Here is a 22171-nt window from a genome sequence, read left to right on the forward strand (position 1 = left end):
GCCTTTTTTTATGTTTTTTTTCAGGGCACCGGCGCCGGGTCCAGTTGCCGGCCCATCTCGCAGATCAACAGGGCGAGCGAGTCGGCATTGTGCAAAATGATATTGATCCGCGCATCCGCTGAGATCCGGTTGTAAAAAGCGTTGCGCGCCTCATCCATGTTCGGGCTGCTGGTCAGCCTGAGTATTTCTTTACCGATGTGTTTGCCATCGGGGACCTTGTCCAGATCGACAAACACGCCGCGCTGATTGCTTTCGCGCGCAAACAGCGCCTGACGAGACGTTTGCAGGGACAGTGCAGTGTTTCGAAATTCTTCCAGCGAATCCCTCAGGTCTCGCCCGAAGACCGTGATGGTGTTGATCAGATCGGGAAACGGTCGCCGCGCTTCCAGTAAGGCGAAGTCTTCGGTGCCGGAGTATTGATGGGAAAATTCGTGGATCAGGGTGGCGGCCTGGGCGTGGCCTTCGATGTTGAAGGGCTCACTCAGATGCTCCTGGTAGTAGGCCAGGTTCGGGTCGAAGAAATGTTCGGTGAAATGCACCATTTTGCGCTCGTCCTTGATCAGTACAAACGCACTGACGGAGGACTTGTAGATATTGGAGCCCACCACAAACCGCTCGGTGTTCATCAGGTCATCGCTGGGGTCTACCAGCGCTTCACAGATCGGCACGATCGCCTTGTGCACCTTGCCTAACAGGTTTTTATCGACCGCAGTCACCCCGAAAAAAACCTTGAGAAAGCCATCCAGCCGGCTGCCGGGAACGTTGGCTTTGAGCTGGGCCAGATTGTGCAAACTGTTGAAAGCGTAAAAGCGGGCAATGTCGATGGCCTGCTGGATCTGCCGTGCTTTATACGGATGAAGACGCTGAATCTCCTTCATGCCAATCGCTTCAATGTTCAGCAACGCCCTGCGGTTGGCTTCAATATCATCCGCGCGCGAAAGGATCGACATGACTTTGCCGTAATGCGCGGCGTTCTGATCAGGCGCCAGCAGCAGGCGCGAGCCGCTCTGGACCAGGCTCGGACCGGGTGTCAGATCGTTGACCATCTGCCAGACGGGCCCTGGTTGTTCTACACGGTTTACCTTGCCAGCGATCGGCGCATAGGTGCGCTTGCTGAGCAGATCCTCGTAGAGGCCGGTTTGTGGGACATGCCGCAGATCCTGCAGCGCTACATCCGTGGCTTCGAAGGGCTGCAACTCGGTGCGCAGCGGCGAGGTTGTTCTGATTTGCGACCAGCTCGGTGCAGCCTGCGCGGTGGGCGGTGCAGGGACGTCGGTGACGGGCGCGGCGCCTTCCAGCTTGAGACGCCCCAGCGAGATCATTTGCGCCGCCCCTGAAATAAAGCTTTTCAGGGCTTGCGGCCAGTGATGATCCTGCAAGCCTTCAGCGGAGTGCTTGAAGTCTTTGTAGGCCTGCCAGAGAAAAGTGAGGTAGGAGATTTTACCCGGTAGCAGGCTCGCGCTCAGGCTAATACCTCGGTTGAACAGCGCTTTGGCCGTGTCCCAGTCAGCCTGGGCGTCGCGTTGCAATTGGCAGCTCAGCAATTGCGGCAGCAGCTTGAGGTTGTCAGTGAAAAACCTGTGCAGCACGTTGCCGGTGATAGGCGTGCTGGACAGGGTGAACTCACTGGTCGTGCCAGCGCTCGATTGTAAAAGCGTAGCGAAGATCGACTGTTGTGCCTGGGGCAAACGGCGAATCAGCAGGTCCTGGAACCTTCCCGGTGTGTTGATGGCGGCGATGACGCTCGCCGAATCCGCGAACTCGCGCAACACCTCTTCGCCATACGGCGAATACAGGACCAATGGGCCGGTGTGGCCGCCACCCGGACCGATCAGGTACATCCCCAAGGTTTCGACAGCGACTGCGCCTGCGGTCTTGAACAATGACAGCGGAGAAACAATCGCGTGGGCGCCTTCGACGGTTTTGCGGGCGAGGCCATCCGGCATGTCGAGCACCTGGCAGAGGTGATCGAACGCGCTGGCGGACAGCTGTTGCTGCATCTTCAGACCTTGCGCATGTTGCAGCAATTGCCAGGGTAACTGGCGATAAAAGCGCTGTCTGCGCGCCGTGGCTTGCGCATGGCTCGGTGACAACGCGGCGGTGATCTTCGCCGTGAATGTCGTGGGTATGTCCAGCGACAACAGCAATTGCCTGACAGCGCTTTGATCCAGGCCGGCCGGTAGACGCCGAGTGGTTTTCGAGGCGACCTTGAACCCGGTGCCCTGGCCGATGTTGAAATGATTCAACGCAAATTCCGTCAGCGGGCGCGCAGGGCCGGCCAATGCCAGGTTGGGGGTGATCTCGATGTTCTGCGGGTCGAGCGCGCTACCCGGGAAACGGCTGTCGAGCAACGACTGCAAGCGCTGGCTGACGTACTCGGGCAGTGAAGGCAGGCCGCTGAGGTAATCCTGCTGGTCAACCACGCTGTGGCGCCATTGCTCCAGCAGTTCGAGATAAAGCTGTTGCTCCTGCACCGGCGCCATGCCCATCCAGGCCGGCAGCGATTGTTGCTGGCGGATGGCGTTGGCCAGGTAGACGCTGCGCTCCAAATTGGTGTCAATCGGGGTTTTCACCACAACGTCAAAGGCAGCCTTGAGTTTCGACGCCGTCTTGATGCGCTGGCGAAGCTGATTGCAACGCGCAAGGAAATGCTCGATGCCGGACTGCACACGTTCCAGCAGCACGTTGTCCTCGATCAACCGCAAGGCACCCAGCGTGTACTCGTTGTGAAACCGACGTTGCTGGGGCAGCAGGTTTTCCAGCAGGGTCAGGCGATCAAGCTTGTCCTTGAGCCGATGTTCCAGCGCGAGGCGGGCGGCGCCGATGCTGGCAAAGACTTCCAGGCCCTGCGCGGGTGTCCACAAAACGGCGCGACCGGAGTACAGGTCATCCAGGCCGCCACGCTCGGTCAGTAAAAAGCAGTGGGCCAAAGTCAACGCTTGCGCCACCCCTGCGCTCCTGAGGGTGATTGACCAGGCATCGGGCCGGAAACCATTGAGCGAGCGACGATCATCGCGACTGGGCTGAGCGTTGTTGAACACGGTGTCGACAATCGCTTGCTCCGGCGCCTTGAGCGAACCACTCATAACGCGTAGCTGCGCCTCATGGGTCACGCCGCTGACCAACACGTTGCTGAGCCTGCCTTTGAGAGTGTCGAGGTACCGGCGCTGTTCAGCTTCGGTCGCTGTCGGCTGCCCTCTGAACGTGCCGGTCAGCACGATGTTTTCCAGATCACAGGTGTCGGCAATCCTCGTCGCCTTGTGCGCCAGCACTTCGGAAGGTTGTTGCACGCCGGTCAATACCGGCCGTGTCGACCAACGCTCGCCGGCGTCGAGAGTCAACAGCCGTTCATGCAGCATGGCGCGGATATCCAGGGCCTTGTCGAACAATGAATGAATGTCGACGCCGCCATCGCTTTGGCGGAACACTTGCAAGGCGTAGGCGATGTTCTGCCGTTGCTTGGTGATGATCGCTTCGCACAGCACTTTGAAGGGCTCGCCGCCGAGGCTTTCTCCCGTCACGTTCGGGCGATTGAAACCAATGAACCGGTTGCGCTCCTGCATGCTCAGCAAGCCGTAGAATTCATCCTGATGACCGCGTGCGCCGAACTTGCTCAACACGGTGTCTCGCAGGTCAGGGTAGTCCTTGAGCACCTGCAAACCGTGCGTGGGCGTGTACAGACAGGCATCAATGTGGCTGATCATCAGCGAACCGGCCAACTCGACATACTCGGGTTGGTACTCCCAGATCCGCACGTTTTCGATGGTCGGGCGACCGGCCGGTAATGCGTCGGGCTGAATCATCTGATGCAGGACGGCGAACTTGTCAGCGCTGAGGATGGCGCCTTCGCGTTTGATCATCAGGTCGGCGCGCGCCTGCTCTTGGAGCACGGCACTGAAGAACGCGTTACGCGGCGAACCTGTTTCGGCGGGCGCCTGCCAGTAGTGTTGCAATTGCTGAAACAGCAACACCTGCAGCTTGCCCGCGACCGCATCAAGCGCCTCTTCCCATACGGCCTGGTCGCGATCGAACGGTGCACGCCCGGGATGGGAAAAATCATGCATCTGGTCAGTTGGCCAACCCTGATTGCGGTAGACCATCAACACTGCGTCACTCAGGCTGATGGAGTCGTGCCAGTGCCTGACGGACTGCGTTGGCGATGCGGCGTTAGCGATGCCCAGCGCGGCATCGAAGTAGAAGTTGACTCGGGTCAGCGCCTGATTGATGTGAGGCAAACGGATGTTCAACAAGCCGTTGAGGAGCGTTTCCAGCATCGATGTCAGCGAGGGCAGGCGTTTCAACTCGTCGAGCGTGGCCTGGGCATTGCGTTGCTGGCTCGCGAGAATCTGCGCCTTCTGCTGATCGAAAATGTCGCCTTCGATGGTTTCGAACGTCAGCGTGCGTTGCCGCTGTTCGACAATGTCCCTGCGTTGGCCGAGCGCGATGAAGGCCAGGAGCAGGTCGTCTTCTTCGGCGTCCTTCAGACGTTTTTCGAGCTGTTTTTTCAGCGTGGCCAGGTTTTCGTATTTCTTGATGCCGTCATAGGGCGTGTACAGGATCGCGCCTTGGTCGTCAGGCGTTTCGCTGAGAATGAAACAGCCTGCCAACGTCACCGAGGGCGCCGTGCCCGCGTGAATGTGAATGCTTTGCGCGAGCATCGGCGGGGTTTGCCGGCTACGCAGTGCCTGGGTGGCGAGTTTTACATGGCCCAGCCAGGTGAAATCCTTGGCATTGAGGTTGTGCGTTTTACCCAGTTGCCTCCACAGCGCGGGAAAATTCAGGGTTTCGGGAAACAGCAGCGGGGATGCCGGCTCAGTCATCATCAGGTCTCGAAATGGCGCGTGCGGCGCGAAGAATGAAATCCGAGACTAGGGGCGATGAAGGTGGCGCAGGTGGTAGATAGTTATCGCACGGCCAGATGCTGGTGCTTTGGACGGCAGGCGTCGAAGGGTTGACAGGGTACTGTTGTGGCGTGGTTAATCGGTGCGCAAGTTGTCCGTACGCTGGTGTTCCCTCCAATAACTATTCTGGAGCTTCAGATGTCTGCGCCAAACGATTGTGCAATACCTGCCGCCGCTTCCTCGATCACCCTTGAGGCGCTGACCCGGTTGCTTGAAAGCGTGTTTCTGCGCAATGGCACCAGTGCCGAAGTAGCGCGGGTGCTGGCTGCCAACTGCGCCAATGCCGAGCGTGATGGTGCTCATAGCCACGGCGTGTTCCGCATTCCCGGCTATGTTTCGACCCTGAACAGTGGCTGGGTCAACGGCCAGGCAGTGCCCCAGGTTGAAGACGTCGCCTCGGGTTTTGTTCGGGTCGATGCCGGTAATGGCTTTGCCCAGCCTGCACTGGCGGCTGCACGAGCGCTGCTGGTGGAGAAGGCGCGTCATGCCGGGATCGCCGTGTTGGCCATTCGCAACTCTCACCATTTCGCCGCGCTGTGGCCGGATGTCGAGCCTTTCGCCGAGGAAGGGCTGGTGGCATTGAGCGTGGTCAACAGCATGACTTGCGTGGTGCCACACGGCGCTGACCGACCATTGTTCGGCACCAATCCGATTGCATTTGCCGCCCCACGCGCCGGCGCCGCACCCATCGTTTTCGACCTGGCCACCAGTGCCATCGCCCATGGCGACGTGCAGATCGCCGCGCGCAAAGGTGAAAAACTGCCGCCGGGGATGGGCGTCGACAGCCTCGGCCAGCCGACTCAGGACCCCAAGGCGATTCTGGAAGGCGGGGCATTGTTGCCATTTGGCGGGCACAAGGGCTCGGCGCTATCGATGATGGTCGAATTGCTCGCGGCGGCGCTTACGGGAGGGAATTTTTCTTTCGAGTTCGACTGGTCCAACCATCCAGGGGCGAAAACACCGTGGACCGGCCAGCTGTTGATCGTCATCGACCCAAGCAAGGCGGCGGGCCAGAGCTTTGCCGAGCGCAGCGAAGAACTGGTGCGTCAGATGCATGGGGCAGGGCTCAAGCGCTTGCCGGGGGACCGTCGGCATTTGCAGAGGGCGAGGTCACTGGCGCAGGGGATTGTGCTGGATGAGGCGACTTTGCTGCAGCTCAGAACGCTGGCAGGATACTGAAGTGTGGTGAGGGGACGAGTCCCCTCACCACAGGAGATTGCTTAGCGACGACCGAGCAGCAGACCCACCACCAGGCCAAAGCCGGCCGAGATTGCCACGGTTTGCCAAGGGTGGCCGCCGATGTAGCTTTCGGTGGCTTCGACCGCAGGTTTGGTGCGATCACGCACGCTGGATACCGAGTCCAGCGCCTGCTGCAGCTTCACCGAGATTTGTCCGCGCAGGGTCTCCGCTTCTTCACCTACCATCGAGGCACTGCTCTTGAGTAGTTTTTCGGACTCTTCGATCAGCGCCTGAAGGTCGCTGAAGGCTTGATCCTTGATTTGATCCTGGGCGGCTTGCACGGCGGATTTGCGGGCCATTGGGTGACTCCTTGCAGTTGAATGGACAGTGATCAATGGAGTGTGACGCTGGGTGAAAAGTTGCACTGAATTTAGTCCGGAATCAAAAACCTGCGCGGGAGATTTCCGTCGAGCGTGTAAGATGTCGGCATTTTACGCCGCAGGATAAATCCCCATGAGTTTCAATCTGGCCGACAAACCCCTCGCAGAGCGCGCCGCGCTGGAAGACGAGAAATCCCGTCTGTTCGACCTCTGGCAAAGTAATCTGGGCAAGGCCAAAGGCGAAGCCGCACGGTTGTTCGGCGAGCGGGCCAAGCGCAAAGGCAAATGGGCCGAGTGGGTCCGTGCGGAACTGGACGGCATGTCACCGCCGGAGTTCGCCAACATGGTGCGCAGTGAGGTCAACCGCTTGATGGCGGCGAAGTAACGCCGCTTCAGTCGCGCTTGAAACACGCAACAATGGCTTCGCGGACTTTCACTACCACAGGGTCGAGCTGGGTACTGGTGCGCCAGCCCAGTTCGATCGGGTAACGCGGCAAGGCCAGCGGGCAGGGCAACAACGCCAGGCCGCTGAGGGCGGCGATGCTCGCGGCGGCATGCGCCGGGATCGTCGCTACCGCGTGACTGCCCTTGAGCAGAAAAGGCAGCGCGGCAAAATGCGTGGTCGACGCACACACTCGTCGACTCAGGCCTGATGCCGCCAGCCCTTCATCGGTGATGCCGATAAAACCACCCGACGACACCAGAAGATGCTCGCGGGCAACAAACTCCTGCAGATCGATTTGTAGCTGGCCGGGCGCAAGGCTCACCGGGTCCACCAGGCACGCATAACCCCCTTCGCCCAACACCTGACGGCTGAGCAAACGTTCGGCAAAGCCGCCGGCAGTGATCGCCAAGTCGATGCTGCGTTCCATCAGCGCGCGGGCGACGATCTGGCTGTGGGTCTGGCGGAAGATCAGCCGCAGTTTCGGTGCACTTCGGGCGATTTCCTCGATCAAGCGACGGCCGTAAGCAATTTCAAAATCGTCCGAAAGGCCAACAGTGACCGAACGACCGTCGTAGTGATTGGCCGTCGGATCAACCATCGCCAGACTTTGCCTGCATTTGTTCAGCGCCTCGCTGACCACCGGTTTCAGCTGATTGGCCTTGAGCGTCGGCGCCAATCCGCGGCCGGTGCGCACAAACAATTGATCGCCGTAAACCTCACGCAGACGCCGCAATGCCGCGCTGACTGCCGATTGCGTCACGCCCAGACGCAACGCTGCGCGGCTGGCACTGGATTCTTCATGCAGGGCTTCGAAGACTTTCAACAGGTTGAGGTCGACCGTGGCGATATTCATTTGGCTCATATCATTCAACAGCGAACGGGGCTTTATTCATGATCCCGTGACGCCGGAGAATCAGCAACACTTGAATCGGATGGAGTGACCGCGATGCCAAAATCAATCGTTGCTGCGCTGCAAATCGGTGCATTACCCGGCGGCAAAGACGCAACCCTGGCGCAGATTCTCAGTTGGGAGGCGGCCATCATTGAATCAGGCGCGGCTTTGGTGGTGATGCCGGAAGCCTTGCTCGGTGGCTATCCGAAAGGTGAGGGCTTCGGCACGCAACTGGGTTATCGATTGCCAGAAGGTCGTGAAGCGTATGCGCGTTATTTTGCCAATGCCATTGATGTGCCGGGTGCGGAGACCGACGCGTTGGCGGCTTTGGCGGCGCGCACCGGGGCCAATCTGGTGATCGGCGTGATCGAGCGCTCGGGCAGCACGCTGTATTGCACGGCGCTGTATTTCGATCCGCAGTCAGGACTTGTCGCCAAACACCGCAAACTGATGCCCACCGGTACCGAGCGGCTGATTTGGGGCAAGGGCGACGGCTCGACGCTGCCGGTGCTCGACAGCCAGGTCGGCAAACTCGGCGCGGTGGTGTGCTGGGAGAACATGATGCCTTTGCTGCGCACGGCGATGTACGCCAAGGGTATTGAGGTCTGGTGCGCACCGACCGTGGATGAGCGCGAGATGTGGCAGGTGAGCATGCGCCACATCGCTCATGAGGGGCGCTGTTTTGTGGTCAGCGCCTGTCAGGTGCAGGCGTCGCCGAATGAGCTGGGTTTAGAGATCGCCAATTGGCCGCAGGATCGTCCATTGATTGCCGGTGGCAGCGTGATCGTCGGGCCGATGGGTGATGTGCTGGCGGGGCCGTTACGCGGCGAGGCAGGGCTGCTGACGGCTGAAATCGATACGGATGACCTGATCCGGGCGCGCTATGACTTCGACGTGGTAGGCCATTATGCGCGGCCGGATGTGTTCGAGTTGAGCGTTGATGGGCGCGCCAAACCGGGCGTGCGGTTCAATACATAACCCTTGTGGCAAAGCCTGGCCTGGGTCGTATCTGAATCCCCACAGGACAACAACCGGGATCCGGGATTGCGCCGGCCTGGCAAGGTCAGATCGGTTGATCAGCGAGGCTAACGCATTTTCACCAGGTCGCGGCGCTGGCCTTGGGCAGGCTGAGCTTGCCGCTGTCGACAAAACGCATGGTTCCGAACAGTCCGCCGGCGAGTTTGCCGCGCAGCACGTAGGGCAGGTTGTCGAGGGTTTGCGTCTGGCTCAGGCCGAGGGTCTGGCGCAACACCGAGAACGCGGAAACGCTGACCGGGACGCTGACCACGGTTTCGGAAAACCGCCCGATCGTCCCGCGCTGGTCGCTGACGCCCGAGGCCAGCGCATGGCCGTTGACCTCCAGATCGAGGGCGATGCCGTTGTAATCGATAGCGGTTTCGTTGGGGTTCTGTACGCGCAGTTTGATCGCGAAACGCACTTCCAGATCCTGACTGGTCAGCGGTTCGATCCCGACCACGTTGATGTTGACCGGGTCACGATTGGGAAACAGCGCGCAGGCACTGAGCGACAGCAAAAGTAGCGACAGGATCAAAGCGTGCAAGCGGCGCATAAACAGTCTCTCAACAAAAAAGGGCTGAGCCGCTACCGGATCAGCCCTTTTTTATTCAGAGCGCAGCGTTAGCGGTTCAACTGTGCGACAGCCGCAGGCGAGGCAGGTTCACCCTTGGCCGGGACATCCGGGTTTTCCATGACTTGCAGGATAGAGGCTTCCGGATCGAAGTCGTCCTCCTCAAGTTCGATGAATTCTTCCGGCAGGAAGATGTTCAGCACGATAGCGCACAACGCGCCCACGGTGATCGGCGATTCAAAGATGTTGCGCAGCGCCTGGGGCAGTTCGCGCAGGACTTCCGGCACGGCGGCGATGCCCAGGCCCATGCCCAGGGAAATGGCCACGATCAGCATGTTGCGCCGGTGCAGGCCAGCCTCGGCGAGGATCTTGATCCCGGCCACGGCCACGGTGCCGAACATCACCAGTTCGGCGCCGCCGAGCACGGGTTTGGGCATCAGTTGCAACACCGCACCAATCATCGGGAACAGCCCCAGCAAAACCAGCAGCCCGGCAATGAAGAAGGCGACGTAACGGCTGGCAACGCCAGTGAGCTGAATCACGCCGTTGTTCTGCGCGAAAGTCACCATCGGCATGCTGTTGAACACCGCTGCCATTGCCGAGTTGAGACCATCGGCGAGCAAACCGGACTTGATCCGGCGGATGTACAACGGGCCTTTGACCGGTTGCCGGGAAATCATCGAGTTGGCAGTCAGGTCACCGGCAGCTTCCAGTGGCGAGACGAGGAAAATCACTGCGATGGGTACAAACGCTACCCAGTCGAAATTGAAGCCGTACTTGAACGGCACCGGCACGCTGACCACTGGCACGTCGGGCAAATTGGCAAAGTCGACGGCGCCCATCAACCACGCAACGACGTAGCCGAGGGTCAGGCCGATAACAATCGCGCCCAGACGCAGGAACGGCACGTCGACTCGGTTCAGCACAACAATGGTGCCGAGCACCAGCGCCGCCAGAAACAAATGGCTGGCGCCGCCCAAGTCCGCCGCGCCGAAACCGCCGGCGATGTCGGTCATTGCCACTTTGATCAGCGACAGGCCCATCAGCGTGATGATCGTGCCAGTGACCACCGGGGTAATCAGCATGCGCAATTTGCCGATGAACTGGCTCAGCGCTACTTCAATGAACGCGGCGAAAAAGCACACGCCGAAGATTGTCGAGAGGATTTCATCGGTGCCGCCACCGCGGGCCTTGACCATAAACCCGGCACTGAGAATCACGCTGATAAAGGAAAAACTTGTTCCTTGCAGGCACAGCAAACCAGAGCCTACCGGGCCGAAACGCTTGGCCTGAACGAACGTGCCCAGGCCCGAGACGAACAGCGCCATACTGATCAGGTAAGGGATTTCGCTTTGCAGACCGAGGGCGCCGCCCATGATCAGGGTTGGGGTGATGATGCCGACGAAACTCGCCAACACGTGTTGCAACGCTGCAAACACAGTGGCGGTCAGGTGCGGGCGGTCGTTGAGGCCGTAGATCAGATCGTTGTTGCGCAGGGCTTTTTCGGAGGCGGTCATGATGATTTGCGCGCCGTGAGGCGGGGCCGGGTCAGAAAATGGAGGCGCAGGATGCCGGAAGAGGGCGGCGAGGGCAACGCAATAAAACTGCCTGAAAGGTCAGGTTTTATTGGGTGTGGAAGGTTTGAATACAGCCCCGATCCTGTAGGAGCTGCCGAAGGCTGCGTTTTTTTGACTTTGGTTGTTCAGATCACAAGCCAGATCAAAAGATCGCAGCCTCGTTTCACTCGAAGCTCCTACAAGGGATTGGGAAGAGTTAAAAACGTCGGCAAAAAGCCCACATTTTTTCGGGGGACACCATGGCATACTGCCGCGCATGACTTTCGACTCTCCGCTAAGCGCCTGGCAGCATGCCATCGAGCACAAGGGTTTCATCCAGGATGAAGCTCAGGAACACGCCGTATGGGCGCTGCAAAAATGCCACGAAGCCTTGCACGCCGGCGCCCGCTCGGTCAGCGGCGTGTACTTGTGGGGCCCCGTCGGGCGCGGCAAGACGTGGCTGATGGATCAGTTCTATCAAAGCTTGCGAGTGCCGGCGCGGCGGCAACACTTCCATCATTTCATGGGCTGGGTGCACCAGCGTTCGTTCCAGTTGACTGGCATCGCCGATCCGCTGCGTGCGCTGGCCAAGGAGTTGGCGAGCGAAGTGCGGGTGCTGTGCTTCGACGAACTGTTCGTCAACGACATAGGCGATGCGATCATTCTCGGGCGCCTGTTCCAGGTGATGTTCGACGAAGGCGTGGTTGTGGTCTGTACCTCCAACCTGCCGCCGGATGATTTGTACGCCGATGGATTCAATCGCGACCGTTTTGTCCCGGCGATTGCCGCGATCAAGGCGCATATGCAGGTGGTCCCGGTGAACGGCGCCGAGGATCATCGCCTGCATCCGGGCGCGATCCACCAGCGCTATTTTGTCGCCAATGCCGGAAGCACCAGTGCGCTGGGCGAGGTCTTTGACGCGTTGACGGCCGGGCAATCGGCCAGCGCTGAACCGGTAACGGTCGGCCATCGAGTGCTCAACGTGGTGCAGGCCAGTCCGACTGTGCTCTGGTGTCGTTACGCCGACCTGTGCGAGCAACCGTTCGCCGCCATGGATTTCATCGCGCTGTGCGACAACTACCGGGCTATTCTGTTGAGCGAGGTGCCGAACCTCAGCGCACAGAAGCGCGAAGGACGCATCGCTCGCGGCACCGAGGATGGCAGCGCGCAAGTGGTGGCGGGGGATCGTGAGTTGCCGCAGTTATCGGTGCACGACGATGGCGTGCGGCGTTTTATTGCCTTGGTCGACGAGTGCTACGACCGCAAGGTGCCGCTGTACATGGAGGCGCACGTGGCGATGGAGACGCTCTACACCGAGGGCTATCTGCAGTTCCCGTTCCGCCGCACCCTCAGTCGCTTGCAGGAAATGCAATTGCAGCGCTTTGCCGAGGCTTGAAAGAAGAGGGCGCCCACATGAACCAGCCGCTGTCCCATCATCTATTGACCATGGCGTATCAAAACGCCTGGGCCAATCACCGACTGGCCAAGGCCTGGACGCAACTCGACGACAGCGACCTGTCGGCCCCTCGGGTGAGTTTTTTTCCGAGCCTGCGGCTGACCCTCAACCACATTCTCACCTGTGACTGGTTCTACGTGGATGCGCTGGAGCGCGAACTGCGCGGGGACGAACCGCATCCTGACTGCTACGTGTTTTTCAACGCCGCCGAACCCTTTACCGACCCACTTCCATTGCGTGAGGAACAGGCCCATGTCGATCGTCGGCTGATCGCTTATTGCGAACAACTGCGCGATGCCGATCTGGGCCGACTCGTCACTATCGCCCGCGAGACACCGCAGCACGACAGCCGCTTGCGCATGCTTTCACACCTGTTTGAGCATCAGATTCATCACCGTGGGCAGGTGCACGCGATGCTCAGCGAAACCGCCGTGAAACCGCCACAACTCGACGAGTTTTTCTGTGTGGGTGAGGCGCGATTGCGCGCCGGGGATTTTGCTGAGCTGGGCTGGACCGAGGAGCTGATCTGGGGTCGTTGAGCGACCTTGTGATCTTTTGCTTTCCCTGCGGGTTGTCGGCCGCACCGCGCTCGCGCTAAGGTCTTGCTGTGCCTTTCAGCAAGCACTTTGCGCGCTGGGGCTTTTGTGTTCGGGGATGGAAATGGATTCCGCAGAAATTCTTGTGCTTCAGGCCAGTTACACCAATCCAGTGCATGCCGAGGCCATTGGCGTTGTACTCAATCACTATGCAGAAGATCCCATGGGCGGCGAGCAGCCGATCGACCCTGAGTTGCTGCGACGACTGCCCGAAGAGCTGGCGCGCCGGCCGCACGCCTTCAGTGTGCTGGCGTTCGTCGGCGGTGAACCCGCAGGGCTGGTGAACTGCTTTGAGGGGTTTTCCACGTTCGCATGCAAACCCTTGGTCAACGTCCACGATGTGGCGGTGATGAGCAAGTTTCGCGGTTTGGGGTTGAGCCAGAAAATGCTCCGCAAGGTCGAGGAAATCTCCCGTCAGCGCGGCTGCTGCAAGATCACTCTCGAAGTACTGGAAGGCAACGCCGTGGCGCAGAACGCCTACAGCAAATTCGGCTTTGCGCCCGGCATGTTCAACCCTGATCACGGGCGCATGCTGTTCTGGATCAAGGATCTTCAGGCATAAAAAAAGGCGCCCGAAAAGGGCGCCTAACTGTCTTCCCCCAGGCCGGAGCGCAGCCGTGGGAGGTTCATCGGTTGCTCTGTAAAAACTCAGTCGCGGTAGGACTCGGTCACTTGCGCCGTCTGATCGGCGGGAACCCGAATCTCTTTCGCGTTGGCGTCGTTCGCCTGTTCGCTTTGCGCGTGATGGACCGGGAAATTGTCGAAGTAATGACGCATGCGTTCGGCGCCACCTTCAGCGAAAGCGCTGGCGGAACCAAGGGCGAGTAGCCCGGCAAGCATTGCGGTGTTGATTTTCATGGTGCCTCCTACTGAACAAGTCGGAGCCGTTCGTCCATGAAGCAGATCTCGGAGGCAATTGTGTGCGGAGCGAATTAACTCGGGGTTAACACCCTTTGACGGCGTGCCATACCTGTAGCGAGGACGCTTGTTCCTGCACTACAGGTGATGGGTGCATAAAAGAAAGTCAGAGCTTCCAGTCCAGGCTCACCGTCACTGTGCGCGGATCCCCCCAATACACGCCGTTGTAGAAACCGACGTTTTCGTAGTACTTCTTGTCGAAGAGGTTATCGACGTTCAGCGAGGCCGAGAGGTTTTTGTCGATCGCGTAGCGCGACATCAGCTTGACCACGGTGTAGGCGCCCTGGTGAATTTTGGCATTTTCGGTGATGAATTCGCCCTCGGCATCGCGGCCGATCGGGCGATTCGAATCTCTGAAAATACGGCTCTGCCAATTCACTGCACCGCCGACGGTCAACGCCTGCCATTCACCCGGCAAACGATACGCCGTGGAAAGCCGCAGCATGTTCAGCGGTTGGTTTTCATTGGTGCGTTGTTGCTCACCGTTGGCCGAATGGGTGTAGGTGTAGCCGGCGGTCATGTTCCAGCCGTTGAGAATTTCGCCGGAGACCTCGGCTTCGAAACCATTGACCTTGTTGCCTTTACCGCCTGACTTGTAGAACTTTTCGCGGGTGACCGGATCTGGCGGCACCGAATTGTCGACCTCGGCAACGTTGTCCTGCTTGCTCCAGAACAGCGCCGTGGCCACGTTGAGCCGCTCTTCCAGCAAACTGCCTTTGAGGCCCACTTCATAGTTGCTGCCGACGACCGGATCGAGGTACTTGCGGCTGCTGTCGCGGTTGCTCTGCGGTTTGAAAATATCGGTGTAGCTGACGTAAGCGGTGTATTCCGGCGTCAGGTCGTAGAGCAGGCCGGCATAGGGTGTCCAGACGTCATTTTGTTGCTGGCGAGTTGTTTCAACGCGTGTCAATCGCAGGCTTTTGTCATACGAGTAGTCGGCATTTTCGCCTTCCCAACTGCCGTAGCGGCTGCCGATCACGGCGTGCAACTGATCGGTCAGGCTCAGGCGCGTGGCGATATAGCCCGCCTTCTGTCGCGTGTTGCCCCTGGAGCTGGTGAGGCCTGTGACGGTGTCGGGGAACTTGGCGATATCGCCCATGTATTTCCAGTCGCGGATGCTGCCGTAACCGGCGGCACGCGGTCCGTTGACGGTCTTCGGGGAGTAGGAGCGGTGTTCTGCTTCGCCATAGCCGAACATCATCTCGTGCTCACGACCGAGCAACGAATAGGGACCGGAGAGATTGAAGTCATAGACGTCCATTTTCTGCGTGCCGACCATGTGCGAAGAGTAAGCGACCATGCCACTGCGGTCTGCGTCGGGGAAACCTTCGCCGCCATAGTAGACCTTGCCGTCGATATCGCTTTGGCGATGGGTGTAGGCCGCCTTCAGGTGCCAGCCTCCAGCCAGTGCCTGATCAACGGTGGCGAAGGCGGTTTTATCCTTGAGCGGCCACGAACTCCAGGAAGTCGCCATATTGGTCGAGCGACCCAGTCCGGCCTTGCCGCCGTCGGCGTTCCAGTAAGGTACGGTGCCCCAAGCCGAACCTTGCACCTGCTTGTCCTGATAGTCATAACCCACGGCGAGCACCGTGGAATCGGTCAGGTCGGCCTCAAGAATCCCGTAGCCGACTTCCCGTTGCAGCGCGTACTTGTCGCGAAACGACTGGCTGTCGCGATAAGCCAGCACCGTACGCCCGCGCAAACGTCCATCAAAGGCCAGCGGGCCGCCGACATCGACGTAACTGTAGTAATCGTCGTAGCTGCCACCGCTGACCCCGGCCAACGCCTGAAGCTGGGCCGTCGGCCGTTTGCGCACCATGTTGATGGTCGCCGACGGATCGCCCGCACCCGTTGTCAGGCCAGTGGCACCGCGCACGACTTCTATGCGGTCGTAGATGATGGTGTCGGCGTCGGACTTCATGCGGTCGAACGTGTTGAGCATCCCGTCGATCTGGAAGTTGTTGATCGAATAACCCCGGGAGGAATAGCTGACCCGATCCGAGTCAAGGTGCTGGACCACCACGCCAGTGGTCTGGCTCATGGCTTCGGACAATGTACCGAGCTTGAAATCATCCATCTGCTGGCGGGTGACCACCGACACCGACTGTGGCGTTTGCTTGATCGACAGGTTCATCCGCGTAGCGGTGCTCATGGCACCGGTGGTGTAAGCGTGGGTGTTTTCGGTGCTGCTGCCCAGGCCTTGCGCGGAGATGTTGGTCGATGCCAGTTCCAGCGCCGGAGCGGTGGGCTCCGGTGGTTTTTCGGCTTCGGATTCAGCCAGCAGATCGGGGCTCAGGGCGGCTCCGCAGAGGCCCAGGGTAAGGGTCATGGAACGGGTGATGGGCGCGAACATCGCAGCCGACTCCTTGTCTTCGAGGGGAAAAAATCCGTTTGTTCAAAGACGAAGCGCGAAACTGCGATTTAGTATCAAACGCGAAATACTTTCATTTGAAAATGTTGCAGGCATGAAAAAGGGGCCGGTTTCGGCCCCTTTGCGATGTCACTGTTGTACGACTTTCGACTCTGAGCCCGCGACGGGCTTGGGCTTCATCAGGCTGAAATCGATCAGCGCCCGTTGTTCACGTTGATACGGATCGCCGATCAGCAGTGGACGAACCTTGAAGCTGTCGCTGACCACGCTTTTGCTGCGGTCCAGTTCGTCGAAGCTCAAACCGGCCAGGTCTGCCCACGTGTGGATCAGATGCGAGCTGCTGTACGGTCGCTGCAAGTCACCGGCCAGATTCCAGTCATGGTTTTCGCGCCATTTCGGCGAGGCCCAGGCCATGAACGGAATGGTGTACATCGGCGCGGTCGGTTTGTTTTCGTTGCGGCCCAGGGTGCTGTGGCCTACCGAGTCGAACACGTCTTCGCCGTGGTCCGAGAGATACAGCAGGAAGCCATTCGGATCGGATTTGGCGTAATCCTTGATCAGGCTCGAGACGACAAAGTCGTTGTACAGCACGGCGTTGTCATAGCTGTTGTAGGTCGGTACCTGATCATCACGCACACCCGGCGGAACACCGTTGCGATCCTTGAACTTGTCGAAGGTCGGCGGATAACGGTATTGGTAGCTCATGTGGGTGCCGAGCAAATGTACGACGATCAACTTACGCGGCGCCGCATCGGCCAGCGCCTTGTTGAACGGCTCGATCACGTCGCCGTCGTACTGGGCAGCGTTCTGGTTGCGGTTGTTGTTGAGGTACACCTGCTCGTCGGCCTGTTCTGAGAAGGTCGTGAGCATGGTGTTGCGCTTGGTCATGGTCTGCTGGTTGGTGATCCAGAAGGTCTTGTAACCCGCCTGTTTCATCATGCTGACCAACGATGGCGTGGACAGGTAGAGGTCCGGGTTTTCTTCGTCAGCGAAAGTCAGTACCTGCTGCAACGCCTCGATGGTGTAAGGGCGAGGGGTCACGACGTTGTCGAAAATCGCCAGTTGATCCTTGAGTTTGTCCAGTTCCGGCGTGGTGTTGCGCGGGTAGCCGTACAGGCTCATGCGCTGACGGTTGGTCGACTCGCCGATTACCAGCACAAGCGTTGACGGCTGATCGGCGCCGGCAGCCTTGAGGTTATGCAGCGGCGGGATCTTGCTGGCGCTGTCCAGCATGCCCTGCATGTCTTCCAGGGTGTCGAGATAACGGTGATAAGCCACTGCCATTTGCCATGGCACCGCCGGCTCGATACGGGTTTCGAATTTCTCGAAGCCTTGAGCGAAGGAGCCCATGCGCAGCGTTTGCTTGACCAGCGGATAACCGACGACAGCGATCACGATAGCCGCGGCAGCGACCATTGCGCGGCCACGGGGCATGTACACCGGGCGCAAGCGAGTCCACAGGAACCAGGCGAATGCGGTATGCGCCAGGAACGCCGCCACCATCCACCAGGCAAAGTACTGAGTCATGTACTCGCCGGCTTCAGACACGTTCGACTCGAACATGATGAAGATGACGCTCTGGGAGAATTCCTGCTGATAAATGAAGAAGTAACCCAGGCTGGCCATCGAACAGGCCCACAGCACCACGCCGATCAGGCCGGCGAGCAGTTTTGTGCGTTTGGGGAACAACAGCATCGGTGCCAGCCAGATCGCGCTCATCACGAACGCTTGGCGAAACCCCGTGAAGCCGGAGGTACCGGTTATCTGAATCAGCAGTTGGGTAATGCCGGAGAAGTACCAGAAGAATACAAACAGCCAGAGAACACCGGCCCAATCGAAACCTGCCGCAGTCGTTTTGCTGCGTTTGAACAATGCCATTCGGCGCTCCAGCTCACTCGTTACAACTACCGCCGGAACATCCATGAAACCGACGAACGGACGCCGCACGCGCAGGTACGGCCAGAATGCGGCGCAGTATCACGAAGGGAATGTGAAAGTTTTGTTAATCGGCGCGCTTGTCTGTGCTTAAACGGCCATGGGTACATCGTGACGGGAACAGCGTCGGCTGCTCCCGAAAACAGCGGGGAAGATCAGGCGTGCGGGTGACGCTGGACAACCGGCAGCGGTTTGGACTGAGCGCCATGGGTCAACGCGCGCAGTTGCGCCAACTCCTGCTTCAATTGGTCGCGCTCGTCTTTCAACTGACGCAATTCATCGCGACGAATCGTGACGTACAGGGTTTGTGCCGGCATTGCTGTGTGTACTGTGCCCATTGCTCACCTCGCAAATGGTATGTCTCAACTGTAAATAGCCCCCGTTTTGAGGTGCTGACTTACTATCGGCATCAATTTTGTTTTCTTTTGCTACTGAATGGAACTTTTTTATTTTTCATTGTCGGTGTGTCTTCGACAGGTTTGAGGGCGTTATCAGTCTAGATCGGGCACAATGCCCGGAAACTTCATCCCGGTGCTCTGGACTAACCTCCATTAGTCGCGTTGGGCTATACCTTTTGACACACATTATTTGTAGTAAGGAGCATCAGCACATGCAACTCGGGATTATTGGACTGGGCCGTATGGGCGGCAATATTGCGCGGCGTCTGATGCTCAACGGTCACACCACCGTTGTTTTCGACCGCAATACCGCTTTCATCGATAACCTGGTCGCCGAGGGCTCCACGGGCGTTGCCGATTTGCCGGCACTGGTTGCAGGCCTGGCCAAACCACGGGCCGTGTGGGTCATGCTGCCGGCCGGCGCGCCGACCGAAGACACCATCGAAACGCTGAGCAACCTGCTGGAAGCTGGCGACACCATTATCGACGGTGGCAACACCAACTATAAGGATGACATCCGCCGCGCCAGAACCCTGGCCGAGAAAGGCCTGCACTACATCGACGTCGGCACCTCCGGTGGCGTCTGGGGCCTGGAGCGCGGTTACTGCATGATGATCGGCGGCGATGCCGAGACCGTAAAACGTCTCGACCCGCTGTTTGCCGCATTGGCGCCGGGCATGGGCGATATTCCGCGCACCAAGGACCGCAAGTCCGATGACCCGCGTGCCGAGCACGGTTACATCCACGCCGGTCCCGCCGGTGCCGGGCATTTTGTGAAGATGATTCACAACGGCATCGAGTACGGAATGATGGCGGCCTTCGCAGAAGGTTTCGACATCCTCAAGACCAAATCCAGCGAGCGTCTGCCGGAAGATCAGCGTTTTGATCTCAACGTGGCTGACATCGCTGAAGTCTGGCGTCGTGGCAGCGTGGTGTCGTCCTGGTTGCTCGACCTGACTGCCGACGCCTTGGCCAGCGACCCGAAACTCGACGGTTTCTCCGGCTCGGTGGCAGACAGTGGCGAAGGTCAATGGACCATCGAAGCCGCCATGGAACAAGCGGTGCCGGTGCCGGTGCTGTCGAACTCGCTGTTCTCGCGCTACCGCTCACGCGGTCAGGGTACTTTTGGCGACAAGATTCTTTCGGCCCAGCGCTTCGGCTTCGGCGGCCACGTAGAGACTGCGAAAAAATGACCCATACGATCCGCAGAAAATCCAAGGCAGAACCCGCACCACCGACCACGCTGTTTCTGTTCGGTGCCCACGGTGACCTGGTCAAGCGCTTGCTCATGCCCGCGCTGTACAACCTGAGTCGCGACGGCCTGCTTGATGAGGGTCTGCGGATCGTCGGCGTTGATCACAACGCCATTACCGATGAAGCCTTCGCGCAAAAACTCGAAGACTTCATCCGTACCGAAGTAGCGGCGAAGGTCGGTAAGGGCGATCAGATGCTTGATCCGGCCTTGTGGGCCAAGCTCGCCAAAGGTATCAGCTACGTCCAGGGCGACTTCCTGGACGACAGCACTTATTCCGCGCTGGCGGCGAAAATCGCCGACAGCGGCACCGGCAATGCGGTGTTCTATCTGGCCACCGCGCCACGTTTCTTCAGCGAAGTGGTGCGCCGTCTCGGCAGCGCCGGTTTGCTCGAGGAAACTCCTGAAGCGTTCAGAAGGGTGGTGATCGAGAAGCCGTTCGGCTCCGATCTGCAAACTGCCGAAGCACTGAATGCCTGTTTGCTCAAGGTGATGTCCGAGAAGCAGATCTATCGGATCGACCATTACCTTGGCAAGGAAACCGTGCAGAACATTCTGGTCAGCCGGTTCTCCAACAGCCTGTTCGAAGCATTCTGGAACAATCACTACATCGACCACGTACAGATCACCGCCGCGGAAACCGTTGGCGTTGAAACCCGTGGCAGTTTTTACGAACACACCGGCGCGCTGCGCGACATGGTGCCCAATCACCTGTTCCAGTTGCTGGCGATGGTGGCCATGGAACCTCCGGCGGCGTTCGGCGCCGATGCGGTGCGGGGCGAGAAGGCCAAGGTGGTCGGCGCCATTCGCCCATGGACCGTCGAAGAAGCGCGGGCCAACTCGGTACGCGGGCAGTACAGCGCCGGCGAAGTGGGCGGTAAACCACTGGCCGGTTATCGCGAAGAGGCCAACGTTGCACCCGACAGCAGCACCGAAACCTACGTCGCGCTCAAGGTGATGATCGACAACTGGCGCTGGGTCGGCGTGCCGTTCTACCTGCGCACCGGCAAGCGCATGAGCGTGCGCGACACCGAAATCGTTATCTGTTTCAAACCGGCGCCTTATGCGCAGTTTCGCGACACCGAAGTCGACGAGTTGCAGCCGACCTACCTGCGCATCCAGATCCAGCCGAACGAAGGCATGTGGTTCGATCTGCTGGCCAAACGTCCCGGTCCGGCGTTGAACATGGCCAACATCGAGCTGGGTTTCGCTTACAAGGATTTCTTCGAGATGCAGCCGTCGACCGGCTACGAAACACTCATCTACGACTGCCTGACTGGCGATCAGACACTGTTCCAGCGCGCCGACAACATCGAGAATGGCTGGCGTGCCGTGCAGCCGTTCCTCGACGCCTGGCAGCAGGATGCGAGCGTGCAAAGCTATGCCGCCGGTGAAGACGGCCCACAGGCTGCCGAAGATCTGCTGACTCGCGATGGCCGCGTCTGGCATGGTCTGGGATGAGCGAGCCTGTCCGTTTTTTGCTGAGCGATATGGACGGCACGCTGTTGTTGCCCGATCACAGTCTGAGCCAGCGCACCATCGATGCTGTTCGGTCGTTGCGCGAGGCGGGCGTGCTGTTCAGCCTCGCCACGGGTCGTCCACCCAAAGCCATGCTGCAGCAGATCGAAGCCTTGGGCGTCGACCTGCCGACGGCGGCGTTCAATGGCGGCACGATCGTCAATCCGGACGGCAGTCTGCTGGTGGCGCATTACCTGCCGGCGACAACCGCACTGATTGCACTGGCGACGTTCGCGGACCAGCCTGATGTTGAAGTCTGGGTGTTCAGCGGCGGTGACTGGCTGCTCAAAGACCCGCACGGGCCGATGGTGCCGCGCGAGCAGCATGGCCTTGGTTATCCGCCGGTGGTGGTGGAGAGTTTTGAGCCGTATCTGGAGCGCATCGACAAGATCGTCGCGACCAGTGACAACACCGAGTTTCTGATCGAGCTGGAAGCGCGCCTGTTGTCCAAGGTCAACGGCATGGCGCAAGTCTCGCGCTCACAACCGGTGTACCTCGACGTCACGGCGCTGGAGGCGAACAAGGGCACGGCACTGGCGACACTGGCTGCGCATCTGGGCGTGTCGCTTGCGCACACAGCGGCGATTGGCGATGGCGGCAATGATCCGGCGATGTTCCATTGCGCGGGATTGTCGATTGCCATGGGCCAGGCGGAAGAGGCGGTGCAGCGTCAGGCTGACGTGGTGACGGCGCCGAACACCGAGGACGGTGTAGCCCAGGCGATCGAGAAATACATCCTCCCTCGCTGAGCCCTGAATCACCGAACCCCTGTAGGAGCTGCCGAAG

18 protein-coding genes are annotated in these 22171 nt (G+C 59.5%); 9 read left to right on the forward strand and 9 right to left on the reverse strand.

The window, feature by feature from the left end; translation table 11 throughout:
* Positions 1–20 precede the first annotated feature (20 nt).
* Positions 21–4820: a dermonecrotic toxin domain-containing protein gene (locus tag AB4P97_RS08925; protein WP_395602478.1), complete on the reverse strand. Its 4800-nt coding sequence runs from the start codon at positions 4818–4820 to the stop codon at positions 21–23.
* A 219-nt stretch (positions 4821–5039) separates the two neighbouring features.
* Here AB4P97_RS08925 and AB4P97_RS08930 point away from each other — a divergent pair, with 219 nt between their 5' ends.
* Positions 5040–6080 (forward strand): Ldh family oxidoreductase, encoded by a 1041-nt coding sequence (locus AB4P97_RS08930; protein WP_115148051.1) that lies wholly within the window; start codon positions 5040–5042, stop codon positions 6078–6080.
* A 41-nt stretch (positions 6081–6121) separates the two neighbouring features.
* On the opposite strand, the gene AB4P97_RS08935 is transcribed toward AB4P97_RS08930, so the two are convergent.
* Positions 6122–6439, reverse strand: coding sequence for a YqjD family protein (locus AB4P97_RS08935; protein ID WP_047300978.1), 318 nt, complete (start codon positions 6437–6439; stop codon positions 6122–6124).
* A gap of 154 nt (positions 6440–6593) precedes the next feature.
* Between AB4P97_RS08935 and AB4P97_RS08940 the strand changes: the two genes are divergently transcribed.
* Positions 6594–6845: a hypothetical protein gene (locus tag AB4P97_RS08940; protein ID WP_042559031.1), complete on the forward strand. Its 252-nt coding sequence runs from the start codon at positions 6594–6596 to the stop codon at positions 6843–6845.
* Positions 6846–6852: 7 nt separating this feature from the next.
* Here the strand turns inward: AB4P97_RS08940 and AB4P97_RS08945 are convergent, their stop codons facing one another.
* Complete coding sequence (locus tag AB4P97_RS08945; RefSeq protein ID WP_115148050.1) at positions 6853–7767, reverse strand: LysR family transcriptional regulator; 915 nt, start codon at positions 7765–7767, stop codon at positions 6853–6855.
* 84 nt (positions 7768–7851) lie between these two features.
* Between AB4P97_RS08945 and AB4P97_RS08950 the strand changes: the two genes are divergently transcribed.
* Complete coding sequence (locus AB4P97_RS08950) at positions 7852–8775, forward strand: carbon-nitrogen hydrolase family protein (protein ID WP_395602479.1); 924 nt, start codon at positions 7852–7854, stop codon at positions 8773–8775.
* Between the two features lie 118 nt (positions 8776–8893).
* Here the strand turns inward: AB4P97_RS08950 and AB4P97_RS08955 are convergent, their stop codons facing one another.
* Positions 8894–9367: an LEA type 2 family protein gene (locus AB4P97_RS08955; protein WP_395602480.1), complete on the reverse strand. Its 474-nt coding sequence runs from the start codon at positions 9365–9367 to the stop codon at positions 8894–8896.
* Positions 9368–9435: 68 nt separating this feature from the next.
* Positions 9436–10902 carry a nucleobase:cation symporter-2 family protein gene (locus tag AB4P97_RS08960; protein ID WP_042559035.1) on the reverse strand — a complete coding sequence of 489 codons (1467 nt, stop codon included), beginning with the start codon at positions 10900–10902 and terminating at the stop codon, positions 9436–9438.
* A 316-nt stretch (positions 10903–11218) separates the two neighbouring features.
* Between AB4P97_RS08960 and zapE the strand changes: the two genes are divergently transcribed.
* From zapE to AB4P97_RS08975, 3 genes are all read left to right on the forward strand, one after another.
* Positions 11219–12337, forward strand: a complete 1119-nt coding sequence (gene zapE / locus AB4P97_RS08965; RefSeq protein WP_395602481.1) for a cell division protein ZapE — start codon at positions 11219–11221, stop codon at positions 12335–12337.
* 17 nt (positions 12338–12354) lie between these two features.
* Entirely contained in the window at positions 12355–12936 is a 582-nt protein-coding gene (locus tag AB4P97_RS08970; RefSeq protein WP_395602482.1) for a DinB family protein, read from the forward strand.
* A 121-nt stretch (positions 12937–13057) separates the two neighbouring features.
* Positions 13058–13555 (forward strand): GNAT family N-acetyltransferase, encoded by a 498-nt coding sequence (locus tag AB4P97_RS08975; protein ID WP_115148045.1) that lies wholly within the window; start codon positions 13058–13060, stop codon positions 13553–13555.
* An 86-nt stretch (positions 13556–13641) separates the two neighbouring features.
* On the opposite strand, the gene AB4P97_RS08980 is transcribed toward AB4P97_RS08975, so the two are convergent.
* The 4 genes from AB4P97_RS08980 to AB4P97_RS08995 all read right to left on the reverse strand — a co-directional run bounded on the left by AB4P97_RS08980 (position 13642) and on the right by AB4P97_RS08995 (position 18555).
* Entirely contained in the window at positions 13642–13851 is a 210-nt protein-coding gene (locus AB4P97_RS08980; protein WP_395602483.1) for a hypothetical protein, read from the reverse strand.
* 166 nt (positions 13852–14017) lie between these two features.
* Positions 14018–16264, reverse strand: coding sequence for a TonB-dependent siderophore receptor (locus AB4P97_RS08985; RefSeq protein ID WP_395602484.1), 2247 nt, complete (start codon positions 16262–16264; stop codon positions 14018–14020).
* A gap of 147 nt (positions 16265–16411) precedes the next feature.
* Positions 16412–18160: a phosphoethanolamine transferase CptA gene (locus AB4P97_RS08990; RefSeq protein WP_395602485.1), complete on the reverse strand. Its 1749-nt coding sequence runs from the start codon at positions 18158–18160 to the stop codon at positions 16412–16414.
* Between the two features lie 212 nt (positions 18161–18372).
* On the reverse strand, positions 18373–18555 hold the full coding sequence (locus AB4P97_RS08995; RefSeq protein ID WP_042559042.1) for a DUF6026 family protein: 183 nt from the start codon (positions 18553–18555) through the stop codon (positions 18373–18375).
* 272 nt (positions 18556–18827) lie between these two features.
* Between AB4P97_RS08995 and gnd the strand changes: the two genes are divergently transcribed.
* From gnd to AB4P97_RS09010, 3 genes are read left to right on the forward strand one after another with little or no spacing between them, the layout of a single operon-like run.
* Entirely contained in the window at positions 18828–19808 is a 981-nt protein-coding gene (gene gnd, locus AB4P97_RS09000) for a phosphogluconate dehydrogenase (NAD(+)-dependent, decarboxylating) (RefSeq protein ID WP_042559043.1), read from the forward strand.
* The gene (gene zwf / locus AB4P97_RS09005) at positions 19805–21328 is read left to right on the forward strand and encodes a glucose-6-phosphate dehydrogenase (RefSeq protein ID WP_042559044.1); all 1524 of its coding nucleotides are present in this window, start codon (positions 19805–19807) and stop codon (positions 21326–21328) included. The genes gnd and zwf overlap by 4 nt, the downstream gene beginning before the upstream one ends.
* The gene (locus AB4P97_RS09010) at positions 21325–22134 is read left to right on the forward strand and encodes an HAD family hydrolase (RefSeq protein WP_395602486.1); all 810 of its coding nucleotides are present in this window, start codon (positions 21325–21327) and stop codon (positions 22132–22134) included. The genes zwf and AB4P97_RS09010 overlap by 4 nt, the downstream gene beginning before the upstream one ends.
* Positions 22135–22171 lie beyond the last annotated feature (37 nt).

Origin of the sequence: Pseudomonas sp. A1230 (genome assembly GCF_044218825.1) — a bacterium.
Taxonomy (GTDB): Bacteria; Pseudomonadota; Gammaproteobacteria; order Pseudomonadales; family Pseudomonadaceae; genus Aquipseudomonas; species Aquipseudomonas iridis.